This is a genomic window from Halomonas sp. I1, from assembly GCF_032334135.1.
Taxonomy (GTDB): Bacteria; Pseudomonadota; Gammaproteobacteria; order Pseudomonadales; family Halomonadaceae; genus Halomonas.
Genome location: NZ_JAVXUS010000001.1, coordinates 522,655 through 540,233 on the forward strand (window position 1 = coordinate 522,655; position 17,579 = coordinate 540,233).

Genomic DNA, 17,579 nt, shown 5'->3' on the forward strand with positions numbered 1-17,579 from the left:
ACGGGAGCTGACGGGCCGGGTGTCAGGATGAGGCGCGACCGGCCTCTTGACGGGATGAGGCCTCGTCATCGTGTCGGCGGGGTTCGTCACGCATCTGCTCGGCGATCGCCTCCCGCTCGCGGCGCTCGTCGTCGAGACTGCGGCGGGGCAGGACCAGGTTCAAGGTGATCGAGACCAGGGCCGCCACGACGATCGGCGAACCGCCAAACACCAGTTGCAGCATCTGTGGCAGGCCGGCGATGGCGTCCGGGGCCGCATAGATGCCCAGGCTCAGTGCCAGGGCCAGGCTGACGATGGTGACGTTGCGCGACGAGAGTTCATCGCGGATCAGCAGTTGGATGCCGGTCATGGTGATCATGCCGAAGACCGTGATGGTGGCGCCGCCGAGCACCGGATAGGGAATGGTCGTCATCAAGGCACCGAACTTGGGCATCAGGCCGGCCAGCAGGATGAAGACGGCGGCGAGGGCCAGTACCGTGCGACTGATGACCTTGGTCATTGCCACGATGCCGACGTTCTGGCTGAACGAGGCGGTCGGCAGGGCACCGAACACCGAGCCCACGGCGGTGCACAGGCCATTGCCAAGCAGTCCACCGGCGAGTTCCTTGCGATCCAGTTCGCGATCCATGCCTCCCACGGTGGTGGCCGAGAGGTCGCCGATGGTCTGCACCGAGTTGATCACGCAGATGATCACCATGGATAGAATGGCCGCTGGATGAAAGGCCAGCTCGAAGGGCAGCAATGTCGGGGCGCTGAACCAGTTGGCGTCGCGGACCGGGGAAAAATCCACCATGCCCATCGCCAGTGCCAGGACATAGCCCACCAGGATGCCGCAGATGATCGCCGAAAGCTTGAGAAAGCCGCGGGCAAACTGCGAGACGACCAGCACCACCACCAGGGTCAGGAGTGCCACCAGCCACTGGCGAGGCTCGCCGAAACCAGGCTGGCCGATTCCTCCCGCCATGTAGTTGACGGCAATGTCATAGAGCGACAGGCCGATCACCAGGACCACGGTACCGGCGACCACCGGCGGGAAGAAATGACGGATACGGTGAATGAAGAGCCCCACCAGGATCATGGCCCCGCCACCGATGATCTGGGCGCCGAGAATGCCCCCCAGGCCGTACTGGGCACCCACTGCCGTCAGGGTCGGCACATAGGCGAAACCGACGCCGAAGATGGTCGGTAGTCGGGCGCCGAAGCGCCGGATGCCGTAGAGCTGCAGCAGCGTCGATATGCCGGAGGCGAGCAGCGAGATCTGAATCAGTAGCATCTTTTCTTCAAGGCTCGCCCCCACGGTACCGGCGACGATGATGGGGACGGTGACCGTGCCCATGATCATCGCCAGGATATGCTGGAGTGAAAGGGGCAGGGCGCGTGTCATGGGGGGGCGCCCCCGGAACTCGAAGACGGAAGTGCTGTGGCCGGAATCTGGCATGAGGACAATCACCGCTTGTTTTTGTACACAATTTGTCTGCGGTCCATTGTCCACTTTGTGTAATATATTTCCATGAATTTTGTGTACAACTAAAGGAGGGGGCGATGCCGAGGTGCCGGTTCGCCCGGCCATGGCCAGGTGAGCAGTCGACGCCGTACGACAGGTGGTCAGCGGCTCTCGAGCAGGAAGGTCACGGGGCCATCGTTGACCAGGGAAACCTGCATGTCGGCGCCGAATCTGCCGGTGGCCACATGGGGCCAGGCGTTCCGCGCCCGTTCGACGAGGTAATGGAAGAGACGCTCGCCGTCATCCGGTGGCGCGGCGCTGGAAAAGCCGGGACGCAGCCCCTTGCGGGTGTCGGCGGCGAGCGTGAATTGCGAAATCAACAACAGGCCACCTTGGGCCTGCTGCAGGTTGTGGTTCATGCGGCCCGCGTCGTCGGCGAAGACGCGATAGTGCAGCAGCTTGTGCAGGAGTCTGTCGGCCCGGGCCTCGTCGTCTTCCCGCTCCACACCGATCAAGGCCAGCAAACCATGCTCGATGGCGCCGACGCATTCATCGTCGACGCTGACACTGGCGTGGTTGACGCGCTGGATCAGGGCTTTCATGGGGCAGACTCCGAGCGGTTGGGGTGATCGTCCGGAGCCTAGCATGACCTCGGTTCAGCGACCCAGCAGGGCGTCGCGAAAGTCCTCGTCCAGAGGCGCCTCGCCGAGCCAGATACCGAACAGTGCGTTGGCCAGTGCCGGCTCGGCTCGGGAATAGATGGCGTCACCATTCAGCTCGAGGGTCAGGCGTTCTCCGTTCCAGCCGAGAGCGTAACGATCGCCGGGAGTGACGCTGCGGTAGCGGGTGTTGAAGGCATCCAGTGATGGCCGAAGGTCCGCAAATGTGGCTTCACCGAGCTGTTCGCGGAGGGTGTCGCGGGTGACCTCGGCGAAGTCTTCGGCCTCGATGGCGTGAAAGTACTCCAGCACCAGGCGCCGTGGCACCTCGGCGGATTGCGGCGCGGGACGCGGGTAGCCCTCGGCCTGGTAGTAGGCGCCGGCATAGGCATCCCAGACCATGTAGCGGAACAGCCCGTGGCCGATCAACTGGAAGTCGCGGCCGTCGACCTCCTGGGTTGAGGCGAAGCGGGCGTCTTTCACCGACACCTCAGCGACGGCGGGCGTGGCGCCTAGAGTCAGAATCAGCAGCAGGGTGGCGAGCTGCCAGCGTCGGGTCGGCATGGACGATCTCCTTGAGGGGGGGCTTGATCATACCGACATCGATTTTTTGTAATGGTTCTGTACAGGTTTTTTGCGGCCTCACCAGGCGCGACACAGCATGATGTCGCAGTGGGGCTCGGCCAGAAGGCGTTCGGTGATCTGGCTGTGACGTCCCAACTGCCCTCGGCTGCCCAGGGCCAGCAGGTCCGGCGACTGGCGTCGCAGCTGTGTCATCAGCACATCCAGCGGTTCGCCCTGCTGCAACTCGAGGGTGAGCTCCGGCACATCGTCGAGTTCGGCCATCAACTGCTCGGTTTCCTGCTCCAGGTGGCGCCTCAGCCGTTCGACCTCGCGGTCTCGCCAGCGAGCATAACCGGTGTCGGAGCCCAGCTCCCGTTCGCCGGGAATGTTCCAGGCGTGCAGCAGCGTCAGGCGTCCTTCGGGAAAGCGCTTGAGCGTCTCGCGCAGGGTATGTCGCGAGGTCAGCGAGAAATCCACCGGGACCAGGATATCGTTCCAGTCGCGGTTGGCGGGTTGGCTGACGGAGAGTACCGGGCAGGGGGCGCTACGCAGGACCCTGGCCAGGGTGGTGCCGTGCACGAGGTCGGGATGGCCGCGCTTGCGGTGAGCGCCGAGAATGATCATGTCCGCCTCGCGCTCGTGGGCCTCGCGGATGATTTCGGCATAGGGCGCGCCGGTGACCGTCTGGATCAGGCTGGCCGGTTCGGCCAGAGCGTAGTCCTCGCGGATATCGGTGAGGGTGGTCCCGATGTCCGTCACCACGGCTTCCTCGAGGTCGTGCAGTACCCGCCTCGGCAGATAGGGGTCGAGCACGTGGACGATGTCGAGGCGCGCGCCACTCTCGGCGGCCAGTCGAATGGCTCGGGCGAAGGCGGCACGGTTCTCGGCGGAGAGGTCGCAGGCGAACAGCAGGGTGCGGGTCATGGCACAGCCCTCTTGATGCCGGGAGAGACCTTCAGGATGGGTGGCCCCGGCGCCCCGCGCAAGTGATGGGCGTCACCACCAGGCGTGAAAGTGGTGTACCGGGCCTCGGCCATGCCCCACGGCGAGCCGCTGGCTGGCATCCAGGGCACGGTGGAGCCACTGCTTGGCCTCGCCGATGGCGGTGACGATCTCGGTATGGCCGGCATCCGGTGGCAGGTGAGCAAGGTGCGCGGTGATAGCGGAAGAGAGCGCGCAACCGGTGCCGTGCAGGTTGTCGGTATCGATGCGCGGGGCCGGCAACCAGGCGCTGTCGGAGGGGGTGGCCAGCAGGTCGGGGCATGCCTCGCCCGGCAGGTGGCCGCCCTTGAGCAGCACATAGGGGGCCGAAAGCGCCTGCAGGCCGGGGAGCATAGCCTCCATGGCATCGGGGCTGCGGGGCGCTCGGGTGTCGAGCAGCACGGCGGCTTCCGGCAGGTTGGGGGTGATCACGTCGGCCAGCGGGACCAGGATGTCACGCACCGCGGCGATGCCGGCGTTATCCACCAGAGTATCGCCGCTCTTGGCGACCATCACCGGGTCGAGCACGATCCAGCGCGGGCGATGGCGGCTCAGGGCGGCACCGATCGTCTCGGCCACCTCGCGACTGGCTACCATGCCGATCTTCACAGCGTCGATACGCACGTCGTCGAGCAGGTTCTCGAGCTGTTCGCCGATTGCCGCGGGGGATACCGGATGCACCTGTTCCACCCCCTGGGTGTTCTGGGCAATCACCGCGGTGATGACGTTGGTGGCATAGGTGCCCAGGGCGGAAAGGGTCTTGATATCGCCCTGCAGGCCGGCACCGCCGGACGGGTCTGAGCCGGCAATGGTCAGGGTATGGGGGATGGTCTTCGAGGCTGGCATGGTCGTGTCGTCCGTGCTGTCGGGAGTCGCCGAAAGTGGCATTCAGCATACTGCACGTGGTCGGGTGACGGCCATGTCGGCAACGCGACGGGCCACCCGAAGGTGGCCCGTGGAGGCATGACGGCCGTCGGTTACTGGGTGGTATCGCCGTCGGGGTTGCGGGCGTTGTAATAGGCCTGCTCGGAGATGGCGTGATAATTCACCACCTTGTCCTGGAAGGCGCTGTAGGAGTCGTAGATCTTGCTTGCCATGTCGCTGGACTCGGCCAGTTCGGCGACCACATCGGCAGAGATCTTCTTCGCTTCGGCAAGTACATCGTCAGGCAGGCGCCGCAGTTCGACGTCGTGTTCGTCGATCAGCGTCTGCAGGGCATCGTTGTTGCGCGCGGTGTACTCGTCCAGCACGTCCTGGTTCACGTCGCGCACCGCGGTGCGCAGGATGGCCTGCAGGTCCGCCGGCAGCGATGCCATGGCCTCTTCGTTGACAATGGCCTCGAACATGACCGTCGGCTCGTGCCAGCCCGGGTAGTAGTAATAGTCGGCGGCCTGGTGCAAGCCGAAGGCCAGGTCATTGTAGGGACCGATCCACTCGGTGGCGTCGATGGCGCCGGACTGCAGCGAGGTGAAGATCTCGCCCCCCGGCATGTTGACGATGGCCACGCCCATGCGACTCATGACCTCGCCACCGAGGCCCGGCATGCGCATCTTCAGGCCGTCCAGGTCGTCGACGGAGTTGATCTCCTCGTTGTACCAGCCGCCCATCTGCACGCCGGAGGCGCCGGCGGCCATGACGTCAAGGCCGAAGTCGGCGTAGAGCTCGTTCCAGAGTTCCAGACCACCGCCGTAGTGCAGCCAGGCATTCATTTCCTGAGCGTTCATGCCGAAGGGCACGGCGGCGAAGAACTGTGCCGCCGGCGCCTTGCCCTTCCAGTAGTAGGAGGCGGAGTGGCCGATTTCGGCGGTACCCTCGGAGACGGCATCGAAGACTTCGAAGCCGGGCACCAGCTGGCCGGCGCCGAAGACCTCGATCTGCAGCCGGCCGTCGGACATTTCCTCGACCAGCTTGGCGAGGCGCTCGGGACCCTGCCCGACACCGGGAAAGTTCTTCGGCCAGGAGGTCACCAGCTTCCACTCGAAGGTCTCCTGAGCCTGGGTAGTACCGGCGGCGAGGGTCAGGCCGATGCCGGCCATGGCCATGACGAGTGCTTTCGGTTGCATGCGAATGCTCCCCTTGTTGGTGTTGTTTGCCGTGCGGAGAGGCCCGATTGGGCCTGGATCAGGCAGGTGAAGGACACCTGCCATCGATGAAACGTGTCCGGGTCACTATAGCCGGCCTCGACCGTTGGACCGACTGTCCCTTGTCCACGCTCTGCCTTGGCTCAGAACTGATCGGGCAGCCAGGTGGCCAGCTCCGGGAAGAACGCCAGGGCCAGCAGCATGCCCAGCTGGATCAGGATGAAGGGAATCACCCCTCGGTAGATGGACGAGGTCGCCACCGAATCTGGTGCCACGCCGCGCAGGTAGAAGAGCGCGAAGCCGAAGGGCGGCGTGAGGAACGATGTCTGCAGGTTGATGGCGATCATGATGCCCAGCCAGATCGGATCCAGGCCCATGGCCAGCAGGATCGGGCCGACGATCGGTACCACCACGAAGGTGATCTCGATGAAGTCGAGGATGAAGCCGAGCAGGAAGATCACCAGCATGACGACCAGCGTCGCGCCGACCACGCCGCCGGGCATGTTCTCGAACAGATGCGTCACCAGCTCTTCCCCGCCGTAGGCGCGGAAGACCAGCGAGAACAGTGCCGCGCCGATCAGGATCAAGAAGACCATGGTGGTGACGTTGGCCGTGGAACGGAGAGCCTCCCTGAGGGTCGCCAGATCCAGGCGGCGGTAGGCCAGGGCCAGCATCAGAGCGCCGAAGGCCCCGACCGCCGAGGCCTCGGTGGGTGTGGCGAAGCCGCCGAGGATCGAGCCGAGAACCACCACGATCAGCACGATGGGCGGCACCAGCCCCTTCAGTAACAGCCACCCCAGGCCACTCTGGTGGCCAAGCTCTGCCATCAACTCCTGGCGGTCGGCGGCCGGTGCGGCGCTTGGCTTGAGCCAGGCGATGACGGCCACATAGATGATATACAGCACGACCAGTATCAGGCCCGGCACCAGGGCGCCCATGAACAGGTCGCCCACCGATACCGTCTTGGGGCTGAAGATGCCCATGGAAAGCTGGGCCTGTTGATAGGCCGAGGACAGCACATCGCCGAGCAGCACCAGGGCAATGGAGGGCGGAATGATCTGCCCCAGGGTGCCGGTGGCGCAGATGGTGCCGGTGGCCAGCGAAGGACTGTAGTGACGCTTGAGCATGGTCGGCAACGACATCAGCCCCATGGTCACCACGGTGGCGCCGACGATGCCGGTGGAGGCGGCCAGCAGCATGCCGACCAGGGTGACCGAGATACCGAGCCCGCCGCGCAACGAGCCGAATAGCAGTGCCATGGCATCGAGCAGGGTCTCGGCGACCCGGGACTTCTCCAGCAACACGCCCATCAGCACGAAAAGCGGCACCGCCAGCAGCGTCTGGTTGGTCATGATGCCGTAGAGGCGGTTGGGGAAGGCGGCCAGGTAGCCACCGTCGAAATTGGCGTCGATCCCCAGCGTCTCGAGTCCGAGGCCCATGCCGGCGAAGGCCAGGGCCGTACCGGCCAAGGACAGGGCGACCGGGTAGCCAAACATCAACACGATACAGATGACCGCGAACAGCACCAGCGGCATGAGTTCCATCATCACAGGTGCTCCTCGTGCTGGTCGGGTGCATCTTCATCGGGGGGGATTCGCCCGGTCAGGACCAGGACATTGCGACCGGCCTCCACCAGGCCTTGCAGAATCATCAAGACGGCGAACAGCGGGATCAGTGTCTTGAGCAGGAAGACACCGGGAATGCCGCCGGAGTCGGGCGAGCCCTCGAGAATCGCCCAGGACTTGCCGACATAGCCGAGGCTGACGAGGATCGCGAAGACCATCACCGGGAGAAGCAGCAACAGGGTGCCGAGCAGGTCGACCAGTGCCTTGCGACGAGCCGACATGCCCCGGTAGAAGATATCGACCCGCACATGGCCGTCATGGCGCAGGGTGTAGGAAGCGGCGAGCATGAAGACCGTGGCGTGCAGGTACATGACCGATTCCTGCATGGGAATGCTGTTGATGCTGAAGACATAGCGCAGCACCACGATCAGGAACTGGATCAGCATCATGGCCAGGATCAGCCAGGACAGGCTCCTGCCAAGCCATTCGGAAAGGTGGTCGAGCCGGGCGAGGAGGCGCGGCAACTCGCGGGTTTGAGGCATGAGGTTCTCGCTGGGCAGCCGTTGGCGTCGAACCGGCGCGATGCGCCGACGCAGTCAACGCAGACTATACGGGAAAGGGCGAGACCCTGTCAGGCGAGTATGATCAACATTGGTAGTAGAATGATGGGATCCGAGGCCATCAGGGGGCGTCGTCGACCTTCTCTTCTGTCGAGGACCTGGTGTCGGAGCCGGTGGAACGAGACCTTTCGGAGGCCGGTGTGTCGCGGTTCAATAACGTATCGCGGCAGGCATCCGGGACTCGGACATCGATCGCCACGGGCAGGTGGTCGGAGAACAGGTGTTCCAGGACCTCGACACGGTCGGCCTCCAGGGAATCGGACAGCAGGATATGATCCAGGGCACGACGTGGCTGCCAGGATGGATAGCTGAGCGGCGGCCGCACTGGATGCAGTGGCAGCGAGTCGCGGAAACGCGTATGCGCATGCAGCTGGTCGGGCGTGCAGTTGAGGTCCCCCATCACCACCACATGACGCAGCGGCTGGATCAATTCGCTGAGATAGTCGAGCTGGCGCACCCGGGCACGGTGGCTCAATGCCAGGTGCGCGACGAACAGGTGCAGGGCGTCCGGGCCGTCGCCGAAACGGGCATGGATGGCGCCTCGTCCGGGCATCGGGCCGGGCAGGCTGTGCTCTTCGACCTGCCGGGGCGACAGCCTCGACAGCAGGCCATTGCTGTGCTGGGCGAGCTGCCCCAGGTTGCGGTTGAGTTGCTGGAAGTGATGAGGGAAGCCGGCACGCCCCGCCAGATACTCGACTTGATTGACGCGACCCGAGCGAAAACTGCCGCCGTCGACCTCCTGGAGGCCGACGATATCGAAGCGGCTCAGCACCTCGCCGATCATGTCGAGCCGCTTGAGGCGCCGAGGGTGAGGCAGCAGGTGCTGCCAGCCACGTGTGAGATAATGATGGTAAGCCGAGGTCTGGATGCCTACCTGCAGGTTGAAGGTCAGCAGCTTGAGATGGCCACCCTCGAGGGTCGGCCATCGCGCCTCGGCCCAGGACGATCCCATCGTTATTCCGCTCGCTCCTCGCGCACCTTGTCGACCAGATCACCGGCGATCCGAGGCATGTTGTCGAGGCTGCCGGCGCTGCTCGGGGTTACCACGTAGCGGCCGTCGATCACCAATGCCGGTACGCCCATCAGTTGCATGTTGCGCATGCGCGCGTGGGCCTTGTTGACCTGGCTCTTCACGCCAAAGGAGCTCAGCGCTTCCAGGGCCTCATCCTCGCTGACGCCGTAATCGCTGAAGAAGGCCGCGATGGCCTCGGGCTCGGTCAGCTGGCGATCCTGCTCGTGAATGGCATCGAAGAAGTCGGCATGCAAGTCCTGCTGGATACCCAGTTCCCTGGCGGCATAGAAAGCGGCAGCGTGCTTGTTCCAGGCGCCACCCATGGTGGCCGGCATGCGTTCGAAGACGACGTCGTCGGGCAATCCATCGGCCCAGGCATTGAGCGTGTCTTCCAGTGCATAGCAGTGCGGGCAGCCGTACCAGAACGCTTCTGTGACCTCGATCTTGCCGTCCTCGACATGGGTCTTCACCGGCTCGTCGAGGGTACTGTAATGCTGGCCTTCCACGAGGGGGGCGGCAGTGGCGATGGTGGACAGACCGAGGCCCGCCAACGCGACCATCAGGGACTTGAGCATGATGCGAATCTCTCCTTGCGTGATTCAGGTTCCAGAGTGAGCCATCAGGATGGCATCGCCGGGTTGGAGTGCGACGCGGTGCGGGGGTTCCCCATGAGCCGCATTCGAGTCGAACCTGTGCGGCGCGATGCCGGACTCAATGCAGGCCGAGCACATAATTCGCCAGGGCATTCATGTCACGTTCGCTCAACTTGGCGGCGATGTCACGCATGATACCGTTGGGGTCGTTGTCGCGACTCCCCTCGGCGAAGGCCTTCAGGGCGGCGATGGTATAGTCGGTCTTCTGGCCCGATAACGCCGGATAGGCGGCGCTGCCGATGCCGGCTCCGGTGGGAGTGTGGCAGGCACTGCAGGCGGGTAGTCCGCGCTCCAGGTCGCCGGCGCGATAGAGCTCGCGGCCGTGGGCCACTAGGGCCTCATCCGGGTCGGCCTGCCCCAGGGCCGGTGTCTGCTCGGCGTAGAAGGCCGCCACATTGCGAATATCCTGATCGGTGAAGCCGTCCAGTTGGCCGGTCATCTGTGGCACCTCGCGGGTGCCGTCGCGGATCTCCTCGAGCTGTTTGACCAGGTAGGAGGCTTTCTGGCCGGCGAGGTTGGGAAACAGGCCGGAGGGACTGACGCCGGTCTGGCCGTGGCAGGCGGCGCAGGGCGTGGCCTTTTCGCGGCCGGCGGCGACGTCCGCTTCCATGACGGTGTCTGCCGCGACGGCGTTCCATGCGGCCATCAACATGACCAGGCTTGCCAGTAGCTGTCTCATCGCTGTTCCACTCATGTCGTTGTCTTGTTCCGGCGTCGGAGCGTCCGGATTGTTATGGTTCGACACTTGTCTCGCCGGTCGTCGGCGGCGCGGACCCGGTGATATACTTCCGACGCCCGGGTCGCAGACACATGATGCTGCAGTATAACGGAGCCCCCGGAACGCGGAAACGACACCGTTTCACGCTTTCCCACGACCAACATCAGGATCTGCCATGTCGCGACTCAATTACCAGGCTGCCCGTTTCCTCACCAGTGCGCCGACCCTGGCGAAATGCCCGGCGGATACGGGAGCCGAGGTGGCCTTCGCCGGTCGCTCCAACGCCGGAAAGTCTAGTGCCATCAACGTTCTGACGCGTCAGAAGGCCTTGGCAAGAACCTCCAAGACACCCGGCCGAACCCAGTTGATCAACTTCTTCACGCTGGGGGACGACGTCGAGCTCCGTCTGGTCGACCTGCCTGGTTATGGGTATGCCAAGGTACCCGATTCCGTCAAGCTGGAGTGGCAACGCCACCTGGCCGATTACCTGCAACGTCGCGCTTCGTTGCGTGGTCTGGTGCTGCTGATGGACGTGCGTCATCCGCTCACCGAATTCGACCAGACCATGCTCGGCTGGGCCGACGAGCAGGACATGCCCGTGCACATCCTGCTGACCAAGGCCGACAAGCTGAAAAGCGGCGCCGCCAAGAACGCCCTGCAGCAGGTGCGTTCCCAGCTGCGCGAGTGGGAGGATCTGGTGTCCATCCAGTTGTTCTCGGCGCTCAAGAAGCAAGGCATCGAGGAGGTGCATCGGCGCCTCGACGACTGGCTGTTGGCCGAACCCCGGTAAAAACGGGCTGCGCTCGGCCAGGCGGCGTTAACCGCCGCCTTAGAATGCTCATTTACTGCCAGGCCGATATCGTCGACGACTAGTGCCCAAGAGCGCTTGCTCTGTGCCAGGTCGCGGAGCTTACCTGGCGGCAGGCCGTCGCGAGGGCGCTGTGAATACCTCCCTGTACGCTACCGATTCCATCCCTGGAATCGGACCCTCGCTTTGGCCTGCCCCAGCGCCCCGCTCCGGCGCTCCTCGCCGAGCCCTATCCATGTTCCTCCAGCCTGGCGATCAGCTCGGGCAGCTCGCGGATATGCGAGAGCCGATGCACGCCCGCGGGCATGGGGGTGTCGGCCGGGGCGTGCGGGGCGATCCAGGCCGCGCGCATGCCCAGCCGGATCGCCGGCAACACGTCTTCCTTCCAGGAGTCGCCCACGTGAAGGGCTTGAGCCGGGGTTGCGCCCAGGCGGCTCAGCGTCGCCAGGAAGGGCCGGGCATCGGGCTTGGGGGCCGGCATCTCGCCGGCGGCGATGGTCACCTCGAAATGGCGCGACAGTGGCAGTCGTTGAAACGCCAGGTTGCCGTTGGTGATGGCGCCCAGGCGGAACCGCTGCGCGAGGGTTTCGAGCAGCGGTTCCGCCTCGGGATAGGGCGAGACCTCCAGGCGCAGGGCATGGAAGCGCGCCATGGTGAGCGAGGCCCAGAGCCAGGCCGATGCGCGCGACAGGCCGAATGCTTCCAGCAAGTCGATCAGGGCGCGTTCGCGTATCCAGGTGAAGTCGCCGCGGCGCAGTGGATGCGCCTTGGCCAGGTGCTGGCGGTGAGCCTGATAGCGTTCGATGGGCATGGCCGCCGAGAATCGCCGACGCCCACCGTCATGGTGGGCCAGCCAGTCGGCCAGCTGTCCGTCGAGCCAGGCGTAGTGGGCTTCCTCGGTGCGGGCCATCACGCCCTGGTTGTCCCAGAGCGTATCGTCGAGGTCGAAGGTCAGGGCACGGAGCCGGGTATCGAGATGTCGCGTCATGTGTCGTCGGAGTCGCGTCGACGGCGGGCACGAGGGTGGGCGGCGTCGTAGCCGGCCGCCAGGTGTTGCCAGTCGAGTCGCGTATAGACCTGGGTGGTGGAGAGGTTGGCATGGCCGAGCAATTCCTGCACCGCGCGTAAATCCTGACTGGACTCTAGCAAGTGGCTGGCGAAGGAATGGCGTAACCGGTGTGGATGAAGATGTTCCGCAAGCCCGCGGGAGAGGGCCAGTTGCCTCAGGCGTTGCTGGATCGCCCGATGGCCGAGACGGTACCCCCGGATGCCGACGAACAGGGCCGGCTCGCCGTCGGCGGCCAGGGCCCCACGCAGCGATAGCCAGGCCGTGAGGGCCTGATCGGCGCGGCGGCCTACCGGCACTTGGCGAGGCTTGCGGCCCTTGCCGAGAACGCGAACCCGCTGGGCATGAAGGTCGTCGAGGTCGAGGGCGGCCAGTTCGGCCAGACGCAGGCCGCTGGAATAGAAGAGCTCCAGCATGGCCTGGTCGCGGCAGGCCAGAGGCGAGCCATCATGGGGGGTATCGAGGAAGTGTGCCAGGGCATCCACATCCACGGGGCGGGGCAGGTCGCGTGGCACGCGCGGTGTGCGGACCAGCGCCGCCGGGTTGTGGTCCAGGTGCCCCTGGGCCATCAAGTGCTCGGCGAAGCGCGACAGGGCCGCGCGGCGCCGGGCCAGGCTGCGCGGGGCCAGGCCTCGGCTGCGTTCGCCACCGAGGAAGCGGCGCAGCAGTGCGGCGTCCAGGGCGGCGGGGTCGCCGACGTCATGACGTTCGAGAAATTCGAGCAACGCCGACAGGTCGCGGCGGTAGGCGTCCACCGTGCCCGGGCTGGCAGTACGAGCGAGTGCCTCGAGAAAGACGTTGGCTTCTCGGCCGAGCGATGTCGTGGCGTCGAGGAGCCTAGCCATGGTCCGATGGCGCCAACCGCACCAGCAGACGAGCCACCACGTCCCCGACATACTCGGTGAACAGAGTGTCCATGCTGGCGCGGAAATGATCCGTCGCGGGGCTGGCCAGCACCAGGTAGCCAACGGGCTCGCCCACGGCGAGTCGTGTCAGGGCACAGGAGCCGCTCTTGTCGGGGGCCGTGGCGTGGGGCAGCAGGCGTTGCCAGTCGGAGCGCGTTAGCCGGGTGCAGCGGCTGGTGCGGCCATCGAGCAGGGCGGACAGGCGCTGTGCCGTATGATCATCGAGGATATGGCGTGGCGGTTGAGGTGGCCGTGGCTCACGGTCGGTGAGGCTGGACGCACACCAGAGGGCTACCGCCGGTGTCTGGAAGTGCTCGCTCAGTTGGGTGGCCAGGGCCTGCCCCAGCGCATCGCCATCTTCGGCTTCCAGCAGTGCCAGGATCAGTTCTCGCGTGCGGCGGTACTGGGCTTCGTTATGACGGGCGGAGTCCAGCAGTTGCTCGAGGCGGCCCTCGGCATGCTCGGCGCGGCTGCGCAGGTCGGCGACCAGTCGCTCGAGCAGGGACGTTGCCCCCCGAGCCTCGGGGTGGGGGACGCGAAGCTGCTGCAACAGGCCTTCACGGCCGACGAAGAAATCGGGATGCCGGGCCAGCCATTGGGCCACGACATCCGGGTCCAGGGTCTTGCGTGGCTCGGGAGCGGCTCGGGTCATGGCGGGTTCTCCTTGTGTGGCTGTCGGGCCTGGACATCAGTTGATGGCCACGCGTCCCTCGAAGACGCGCTCGGCGGGACCTGTCATGATCAGGTTGGCCTCGGCATCGGGCCAGTCGATTCTCAGTCGGCCACCGGGCAGCTGCACGGTAACCGGGCTCTCGAGCAGCCCCTGGCGAATGCCGCAGGCCACGGCGGCGCAGGCGCCGGTTCCGCAGGCCAGGGTCTCGCCGCTGCCCCGTTCGTAGACTCTCAGGCGTATCTCATGGGAGGACACGACCTGCATGAAGCCAGCGTTGACACGCCGGGGGAAGCGCGGATGGCCTTCGATGGCCGGGCCCAGGGTCGCGATCGGAGCGGCCGCCACGTCATCCACGCGCAGCACCGCGTGAGGGTTGCCCAGCGACGCCACACCGATCGAAAGGCGTTGTCCGTCCACCTCCAGGTCGTGCAAGGGGCGCTCGCCATCGGCCTCGAAGGGAAGGTCCTGCGGCGCGAAGCGTGGCCGCCCCATGTCCACGCTGACCCGGTCGTCATCGCCGACGATCAGGGTCAGCGGGCCACCGGCGGTCTCGACGCGAATTTCTCGCTTGTGGGTCAGGCGCTGATCGAGCACGAAGCGTGCGAAGCAGCGGGCGCCGTTGCCGCAGTTTTCCACTTCGCTACCATCAGCGTTGTAGATCCGGTAGCGGAAGTCCATGTCCGGATCGCGGGGCGGCTCGACCACCAGCAACTGGTCGAAACCGATGCCGAAGCGGCGGTCGGCCAGGCGGCGGATCTGCTCGTCGCGCAACCTGGCCCGCTGGGTGACCAGGTCGACGACCATGAAGTCGTTGCCCAGGCCGTGCATCTTGGTGAACTGCAGCAGCATCAGGGCGAGTCTCCCCCGGTGGTTGCGTCATCCGGCAGCGTCGCTTCACCGGCCCAGAGATCCTCGAGGCGCTCGCGGCGGCGCACCAGATGAACGCGGTCCCCGTCCACCATCACTTCGGGAGGACGCGGGCGGCTGTTGTAGTTCGAGGCCATGACGAAACCGTAGGCGCCGGCGGAGCGCACCGCCAGCAAATCGCCGGCGGCGATGGCAAGACGGCGTTCCTTGCCGAGGAAATCGCCGGTCTCGCAGACCGGGCCAACCACATCGTAGGTGTCGGCCTCTCTCGCCGGGCGGGTATCCACCGGCAGGATCGCCTGCCAGGCCTGATAGAGCGCCGGGCGAATCAGGTCATTCATGGCGGCGTCGACGATGGCGAAGTTCCGGGTTTCGCCGGGCTTGAGGAACTCCACCCGGGTCAGCAGGACACCGGCGTTGGCGGCGATGGAGCGTCCGGGCTCGAACAACAGCGTCAACCGCTCGCTGCCCGGCCAGTGCGACAGCCGTTCGAGCAGCGAGGTGGCGTAATCGAAGGGCTGGGGGGGATTCTCGTCCTGATAGGGCACGCCCAGCCCCCCGCCCAGGTCGAGATGCTCGACCTCGATACCGGCATCGCGCAGGCGCTCGAGCAGGGTCAGCAGGCGATCCAGAGCATCGAGGAAGGGCGAGAGTTCGGTGAGCTGGGAGCCGATGTGGCAGTCCAGGCCGGCCACGCGCACGTTGTCCAGAGTGGCGGCCAGGCGATAGACCTCGAAGGCCTCGTCCACCGGGATACCGAACTTGTTGTCCTTCAGGCCGGTGGAAATATAGGGGTGCGTGCCGGCGTCGACATCCGGATTGACGCGCAGCGACACCGGCGCCACCTTGCCGAGCCCCCGGGCCACGGCATCGAGGCGTTCCAGCTCGGCCCGCGATTCGACGTTGAAGCACTTGATGCCGACTTCCAGTGCCCGGGCCATCTCGTTTTCCTGCTTGGCGACGCCGGAGAAGACGATCCTGGCGGGGTCGCCACCGGCGGTCAGCACGCGCTCCAGCTCACCTACCGAGACGATATCGAAGCCGGCGCCGAGACGCGCCAGCAGGCCCAGAACCGCCAGATTGGCGTTGGCCTTGACGGCATAGCAGATCAAGTGGGGATGGCCGCCCAGGGCCTCGGTATAGGCGCGGAAGTGGCGGGCCAGGGTGGCCTTGGAATAGACGTAGCAGGGCGTGCCGAATGCCTCGGCGATGTGCGTGAGGTCGACATCTTCGCCGTGCAGGACGCCGTCCCGGTAGTCGAAATGATCCATGTCTAGTCGCCTTCTTCGTCGGCGGCCCGCTCGGGCGTGGTAGCGTCGTTGCGTTCGGTCGTGGCCTCGTCACGAGGGCCGTAGCGCTCCGCGGCGGCCTCGTTGTCGGGCTGGTAGAGCGGCCCCTTCTGACCGCAGCCGGCCAGTGCGACGACCAGAAACAGGAGAATGGGCACGAGTCGGCGCATCAGTCACGGCTCCCCGGCGCCGCGAGGGCTTCGCGGGCCCGCTGGGCAGCAGCGCGTACCTGATCCGGGGCGGTGCCGCCGATGTGGTTGCGGGCGGCCACCGAGCCTTCCAGCGTCAGCACCTCGAAGACGTCTTCGCCGATCGTGGCGGAGAAGCCCTGCAGCTCCTCGAGGCGCATCTCCGAGAGGTCCTTGCCCTCGCGCAGGCCATGGGCCACGGACTGACCGACGATCTCGTGGGCATCGCGGAAGGCCACACCCTTGCGTACCAGGTAGTCCGCCAGGTCGGTAGCGGTGGAGAAGCCCTGGCGGGCTGCCTCGAACATGTTGTCCGACTTGGCCTCGATGGCCGGCACCATGTCGGCGAAGGCCTTGAGGCAGTCCTGCACGGTAGTGACGGTATCGAACAGCGGCTCCTTGTCCTCCTGATTGTCCTTGTTGTAGGCCAGCGGTTGCGACTTCATCAGCGTCAGCAGGCTCATCAGGTGGCCATAGACCCGGCCGGACTTGCCGCGCACGAGCTCCGGCACATCCGGGTTCTTCTTCTGCGGCATGATCGACGAGCCGGTGCAGAAACGGTCGGGCAGGTCGATGAAGTCGAACTGAGCGCTGGTCCACAGCACCAGCTCCTCGCTCATGCGTGAAAGATGCATCAGCAGCACGCTGGCGAAACTGGTGAACTCGATGGCGAAATCACGATCGCTCACGGCGTCGAGGCTGTTCTCGGCAGGGCGCTCGAAGCCCAGCAGCTCGGCGGTGACATGGCGGTCGATGGGGTAGGTGGTGCCGGCCAGGGCGGCGGCGCCCAGCGGCAGCACGTTGACCCGCCTGCGGCAGTCGAGCAGTCGCTCGTGATCGCGAGCCAGCATCTCTTGCCAGGCCAGCAGATGATGACCGAAGGTCACCGGCTGGGCGGTTTGCAGGTGGGTGAAGCCGGGCATGATGGTATCGGCTTCGCGATCCGCGAGCTCGATCAGCCCCTCGCGCAGCCGGGCCAGCTCGGCGGCTACGGTGTCGATCTCGTCGCGCAGGAACAGGCGAATGTCGGTGGCCACCTGGTCGTTGCGCGACCGGCCGGTATGCAGTTTCTTGCCGATGATGCCGATCTTCTCGGTCAGGCGCGCCTCGATGTTCATGTGCACGTCCTCGAGGCCCACCGACCAGGCGAAGCTGTCGGCCTCGATCTCGCCGGCGACCTCGTCGAGGCCGCCGAGGATGGCGTCGCGCTCATCCTCGGTGAGCACGCCCACCCGGGCGAGCATGGTGGCATGGGCTCGCGAGCCCTGGATGTCGTGCAGGGCCAGGCGACGGTCGAAGTCGACCGAGGCGGTGAAGCGGGCGACGAAGGCGTCGGTGGGCTCGCTGAAGCGACCGCCCCAGGACTGGTTGGTACTGTTGCTCGTCGGGCTTGAGCTCATCGGCTGACATCCTGCTGACTGTTCGGTGGGTGACGGCGCCGGCGATGCCTCCGGCCGCGCTGGTTGACATGCCGGAAGTGTACCAG

The 17,579-nt window shown here is 65.7% G+C and carries 19 protein-coding genes; 1 reads left to right on the plus strand and 18 read right to left on the minus strand.

Annotated elements, in window-relative coordinates:
• Nucleotides 1–22: 22 nt before the first annotated feature.
• The 11 genes from RSO41_RS02395 to RSO41_RS02445 form a co-directional block, all read right to left on the minus strand.
• Entirely contained in the window at nt 23–1,384 is a 1,362-nt protein-coding gene (locus RSO41_RS02395; protein ID WP_315617432.1) for a nucleobase:cation symporter-2 family protein, read from the minus strand.
• 221 nt (nt 1,385–1,605) lie between these two features.
• Nucleotides 1,606–2,046, minus strand: a complete 441-nt coding sequence (gene dtd, locus RSO41_RS02400) for a D-aminoacyl-tRNA deacylase (protein WP_315617434.1) — start codon at nt 2,044–2,046, stop codon at nt 1,606–1,608.
• A gap of 54 nt (nt 2,047–2,100) precedes the next feature.
• Entirely contained in the window at nt 2,101–2,667 is a 567-nt protein-coding gene (locus RSO41_RS02405; RefSeq protein WP_315617436.1) for a chalcone isomerase family protein, read from the minus strand.
• Nucleotides 2,668–2,745: 78 nt separating this feature from the next.
• The gene (locus RSO41_RS02410) at nt 2,746–3,591 is read right to left on the minus strand and encodes a universal stress protein (RefSeq protein ID WP_315617438.1); all 846 of its coding nucleotides are present in this window, start codon (nt 3,589–3,591) and stop codon (nt 2,746–2,748) included.
• Between the two features lie 72 nt (nt 3,592–3,663).
• Nucleotides 3,664–4,494, minus strand: coding sequence for a bifunctional hydroxymethylpyrimidine kinase/phosphomethylpyrimidine kinase (thiD, locus tag RSO41_RS02415; RefSeq protein WP_315617440.1), 831 nt, complete (start codon nt 4,492–4,494; stop codon nt 3,664–3,666).
• Nucleotides 4,495–4,625: 131 nt separating this feature from the next.
• Entirely contained in the window at nt 4,626–5,690 is a 1,065-nt protein-coding gene (locus tag RSO41_RS02420; protein WP_410000311.1) for a TRAP transporter substrate-binding protein, read from the minus strand.
• A 182-nt stretch (nt 5,691–5,872) separates the two neighbouring features.
• Complete coding sequence (locus tag RSO41_RS02425; RefSeq protein WP_315617444.1) at nt 5,873–7,276, minus strand: TRAP transporter large permease subunit; 1,404 nt, start codon at nt 7,274–7,276, stop codon at nt 5,873–5,875.
• Nucleotides 7,276–7,836, minus strand: a complete 561-nt coding sequence (locus RSO41_RS02430) for a TRAP transporter small permease subunit (protein WP_315617446.1) — start codon at nt 7,834–7,836, stop codon at nt 7,276–7,278. Before RSO41_RS02430 ends, RSO41_RS02425 begins: the two co-directional genes overlap by 1 nt.
• A gap of 139 nt (nt 7,837–7,975) precedes the next feature.
• Nucleotides 7,976–8,866, minus strand: coding sequence for an endonuclease/exonuclease/phosphatase family protein (locus RSO41_RS02435; RefSeq protein WP_315617448.1), 891 nt, complete (start codon nt 8,864–8,866; stop codon nt 7,976–7,978).
• A gap of 2 nt (nt 8,867–8,868) precedes the next feature.
• The gene (locus RSO41_RS02440) at nt 8,869–9,501 is read right to left on the minus strand and encodes a thiol:disulfide interchange protein DsbA/DsbL (RefSeq protein WP_315617450.1); all 633 of its coding nucleotides are present in this window, start codon (nt 9,499–9,501) and stop codon (nt 8,869–8,871) included.
• Between the two features lie 136 nt (nt 9,502–9,637).
• Entirely contained in the window at nt 9,638–10,258 is a 621-nt protein-coding gene (locus tag RSO41_RS02445) for a c-type cytochrome (RefSeq protein ID WP_315617452.1), read from the minus strand.
• A 214-nt stretch (nt 10,259–10,472) separates the two neighbouring features.
• On the opposite strand from RSO41_RS02445, the gene yihA reads away from it, so the two are divergent.
• Nucleotides 10,473–11,087: a ribosome biogenesis GTP-binding protein YihA/YsxC gene (gene yihA, locus RSO41_RS02450; RefSeq protein ID WP_315617454.1), complete on the plus strand. Its 615-nt coding sequence runs from the start codon at nt 10,473–10,475 to the stop codon at nt 11,085–11,087.
• A gap of 247 nt (nt 11,088–11,334) precedes the next feature.
• On the opposite strand, the gene RSO41_RS02455 is transcribed toward yihA, so the two are convergent.
• The 7 genes from RSO41_RS02455 to argH are packed head-to-tail and all read right to left on the minus strand — an operon-like array spanning nt 11,335 to nt 17,493.
• A complete protein-coding gene (locus RSO41_RS02455; RefSeq protein ID WP_315617456.1) occupies nt 11,335–12,093 on the minus strand; it encodes an HAD family hydrolase in 759 nt (252 codons plus the stop codon).
• The gene (locus tag RSO41_RS02460) at nt 12,090–13,016 is read right to left on the minus strand and encodes a tyrosine recombinase XerC (RefSeq protein WP_315617458.1); all 927 of its coding nucleotides are present in this window, start codon (nt 13,014–13,016) and stop codon (nt 12,090–12,092) included. Before RSO41_RS02460 ends, RSO41_RS02455 begins: the two co-directional genes overlap by 4 nt.
• Complete coding sequence (locus RSO41_RS02465; RefSeq protein WP_315617460.1) at nt 13,009–13,728, minus strand: DUF484 family protein; 720 nt, start codon at nt 13,726–13,728, stop codon at nt 13,009–13,011. Before RSO41_RS02465 ends, RSO41_RS02460 begins: the two co-directional genes overlap by 8 nt.
• 36 nt (nt 13,729–13,764) lie before the next feature.
• Entirely contained in the window at nt 13,765–14,598 is an 834-nt protein-coding gene (dapF, locus tag RSO41_RS02470) for a diaminopimelate epimerase (protein WP_315617462.1), read from the minus strand.
• Nucleotides 14,598–15,887, minus strand: coding sequence for a diaminopimelate decarboxylase (gene lysA / locus RSO41_RS02475; protein WP_315617464.1), 1,290 nt, complete (start codon nt 15,885–15,887; stop codon nt 14,598–14,600). Before lysA ends, dapF begins: the two co-directional genes overlap by 1 nt.
• A gap of 2 nt (nt 15,888–15,889) precedes the next feature.
• Nucleotides 15,890–16,075 (minus strand): LPS translocon maturation chaperone LptM, encoded by a 186-nt coding sequence (gene lptM / locus RSO41_RS18460; RefSeq protein ID WP_410000304.1) that lies wholly within the window; start codon nt 16,073–16,075, stop codon nt 15,890–15,892.
• On the minus strand, nt 16,075–17,493 hold the full coding sequence (argH, locus tag RSO41_RS02485; protein ID WP_315617466.1) for an argininosuccinate lyase: 1,419 nt from the start codon (nt 17,491–17,493) through the stop codon (nt 16,075–16,077). Before argH ends, lptM begins: the two co-directional genes overlap by 1 nt.
• Nucleotides 17,494–17,579 lie beyond the last annotated feature (86 nt).

What these genes read in the sequence shown, in the direction of transcription:
- RSO41_RS02395 (WP_315617432.1), bottom strand. Translation starts at nt 1,384, where the DNA reads ATGACACGCGCCCTGCCCCTTTCACTCCAGCATATCCTGGCGATGATC.
- dtd (WP_315617434.1), bottom strand. Translation starts at nt 2,046, where the DNA reads ATGAAAGCCCTGATCCAGCGCGTCAACCACGCCAGTGTCAGCGTCGAC.
- RSO41_RS02405 (WP_315617436.1), bottom strand. Translation starts at nt 2,667, where the DNA reads ATGCCGACCCGACGCTGGCAGCTCGCCACCCTGCTGCTGATTCTGACT.
- RSO41_RS02410 (WP_315617438.1), bottom strand. Translation starts at nt 3,591, where the DNA reads ATGACCCGCACCCTGCTGTTCGCCTGCGACCTCTCCGCCGAGAACCGT.
- thiD (WP_315617440.1), bottom strand. Translation starts at nt 4,494, where the DNA reads ATGCCAGCCTCGAAGACCATCCCCCATACCCTGACCATTGCCGGCTCA.
- RSO41_RS02420 (WP_410000311.1), bottom strand. Translation starts at nt 5,690, where the DNA reads ATGGCCATGGCCGGCATCGGCCTGACCCTCGCCGCCGGTACTACCCAG.
- RSO41_RS02425 (WP_315617444.1), bottom strand. Translation starts at nt 7,276, where the DNA reads ATGATGGAACTCATGCCGCTGGTGCTGTTCGCGGTCATCTGTATCGTG.
- RSO41_RS02430 (WP_315617446.1), bottom strand. Translation starts at nt 7,836, where the DNA reads ATGCCTCAAACCCGCGAGTTGCCGCGCCTCCTCGCCCGGCTCGACCAC.
- RSO41_RS02435 (WP_315617448.1), bottom strand. Translation starts at nt 8,866, where the DNA reads ATGGGATCGTCCTGGGCCGAGGCGCGATGGCCGACCCTCGAGGGTGGC.
- RSO41_RS02440 (WP_315617450.1), bottom strand. Translation starts at nt 9,501, where the DNA reads ATGCTCAAGTCCCTGATGGTCGCGTTGGCGGGCCTCGGTCTGTCCACC.
- RSO41_RS02445 (WP_315617452.1), bottom strand. Translation starts at nt 10,258, where the DNA reads ATGAGACAGCTACTGGCAAGCCTGGTCATGTTGATGGCCGCATGGAAC.
- yihA (WP_315617454.1), top strand. Translation starts at nt 10,473, where the DNA reads ATGTCGCGACTCAATTACCAGGCTGCCCGTTTCCTCACCAGTGCGCCG.
- RSO41_RS02455 (WP_315617456.1), bottom strand. Translation starts at nt 12,093, where the DNA reads ATGACGCGACATCTCGATACCCGGCTCCGTGCCCTGACCTTCGACCTC.
- RSO41_RS02460 (WP_315617458.1), bottom strand. Translation starts at nt 13,016, where the DNA reads ATGGCTAGGCTCCTCGACGCCACGACATCGCTCGGCCGAGAAGCCAAC.
- RSO41_RS02465 (WP_315617460.1), bottom strand. Translation starts at nt 13,728, where the DNA reads ATGACCCGAGCCGCTCCCGAGCCACGCAAGACCCTGGACCCGGATGTC.
- dapF (WP_315617462.1), bottom strand. Translation starts at nt 14,598, where the DNA reads ATGCTGCTGCAGTTCACCAAGATGCACGGCCTGGGCAACGACTTCATG.
- lysA (WP_315617464.1), bottom strand. Translation starts at nt 15,887, where the DNA reads ATGGATCATTTCGACTACCGGGACGGCGTCCTGCACGGCGAAGATGTC.
- lptM (WP_410000304.1), bottom strand. Translation starts at nt 16,075, where the DNA reads ATGCGCCGACTCGTGCCCATTCTCCTGTTTCTGGTCGTCGCACTGGCC.
- argH (WP_315617466.1), bottom strand. Translation starts at nt 17,493, where the DNA reads ATGAGCTCAAGCCCGACGAGCAACAGTACCAACCAGTCCTGGGGCGGT.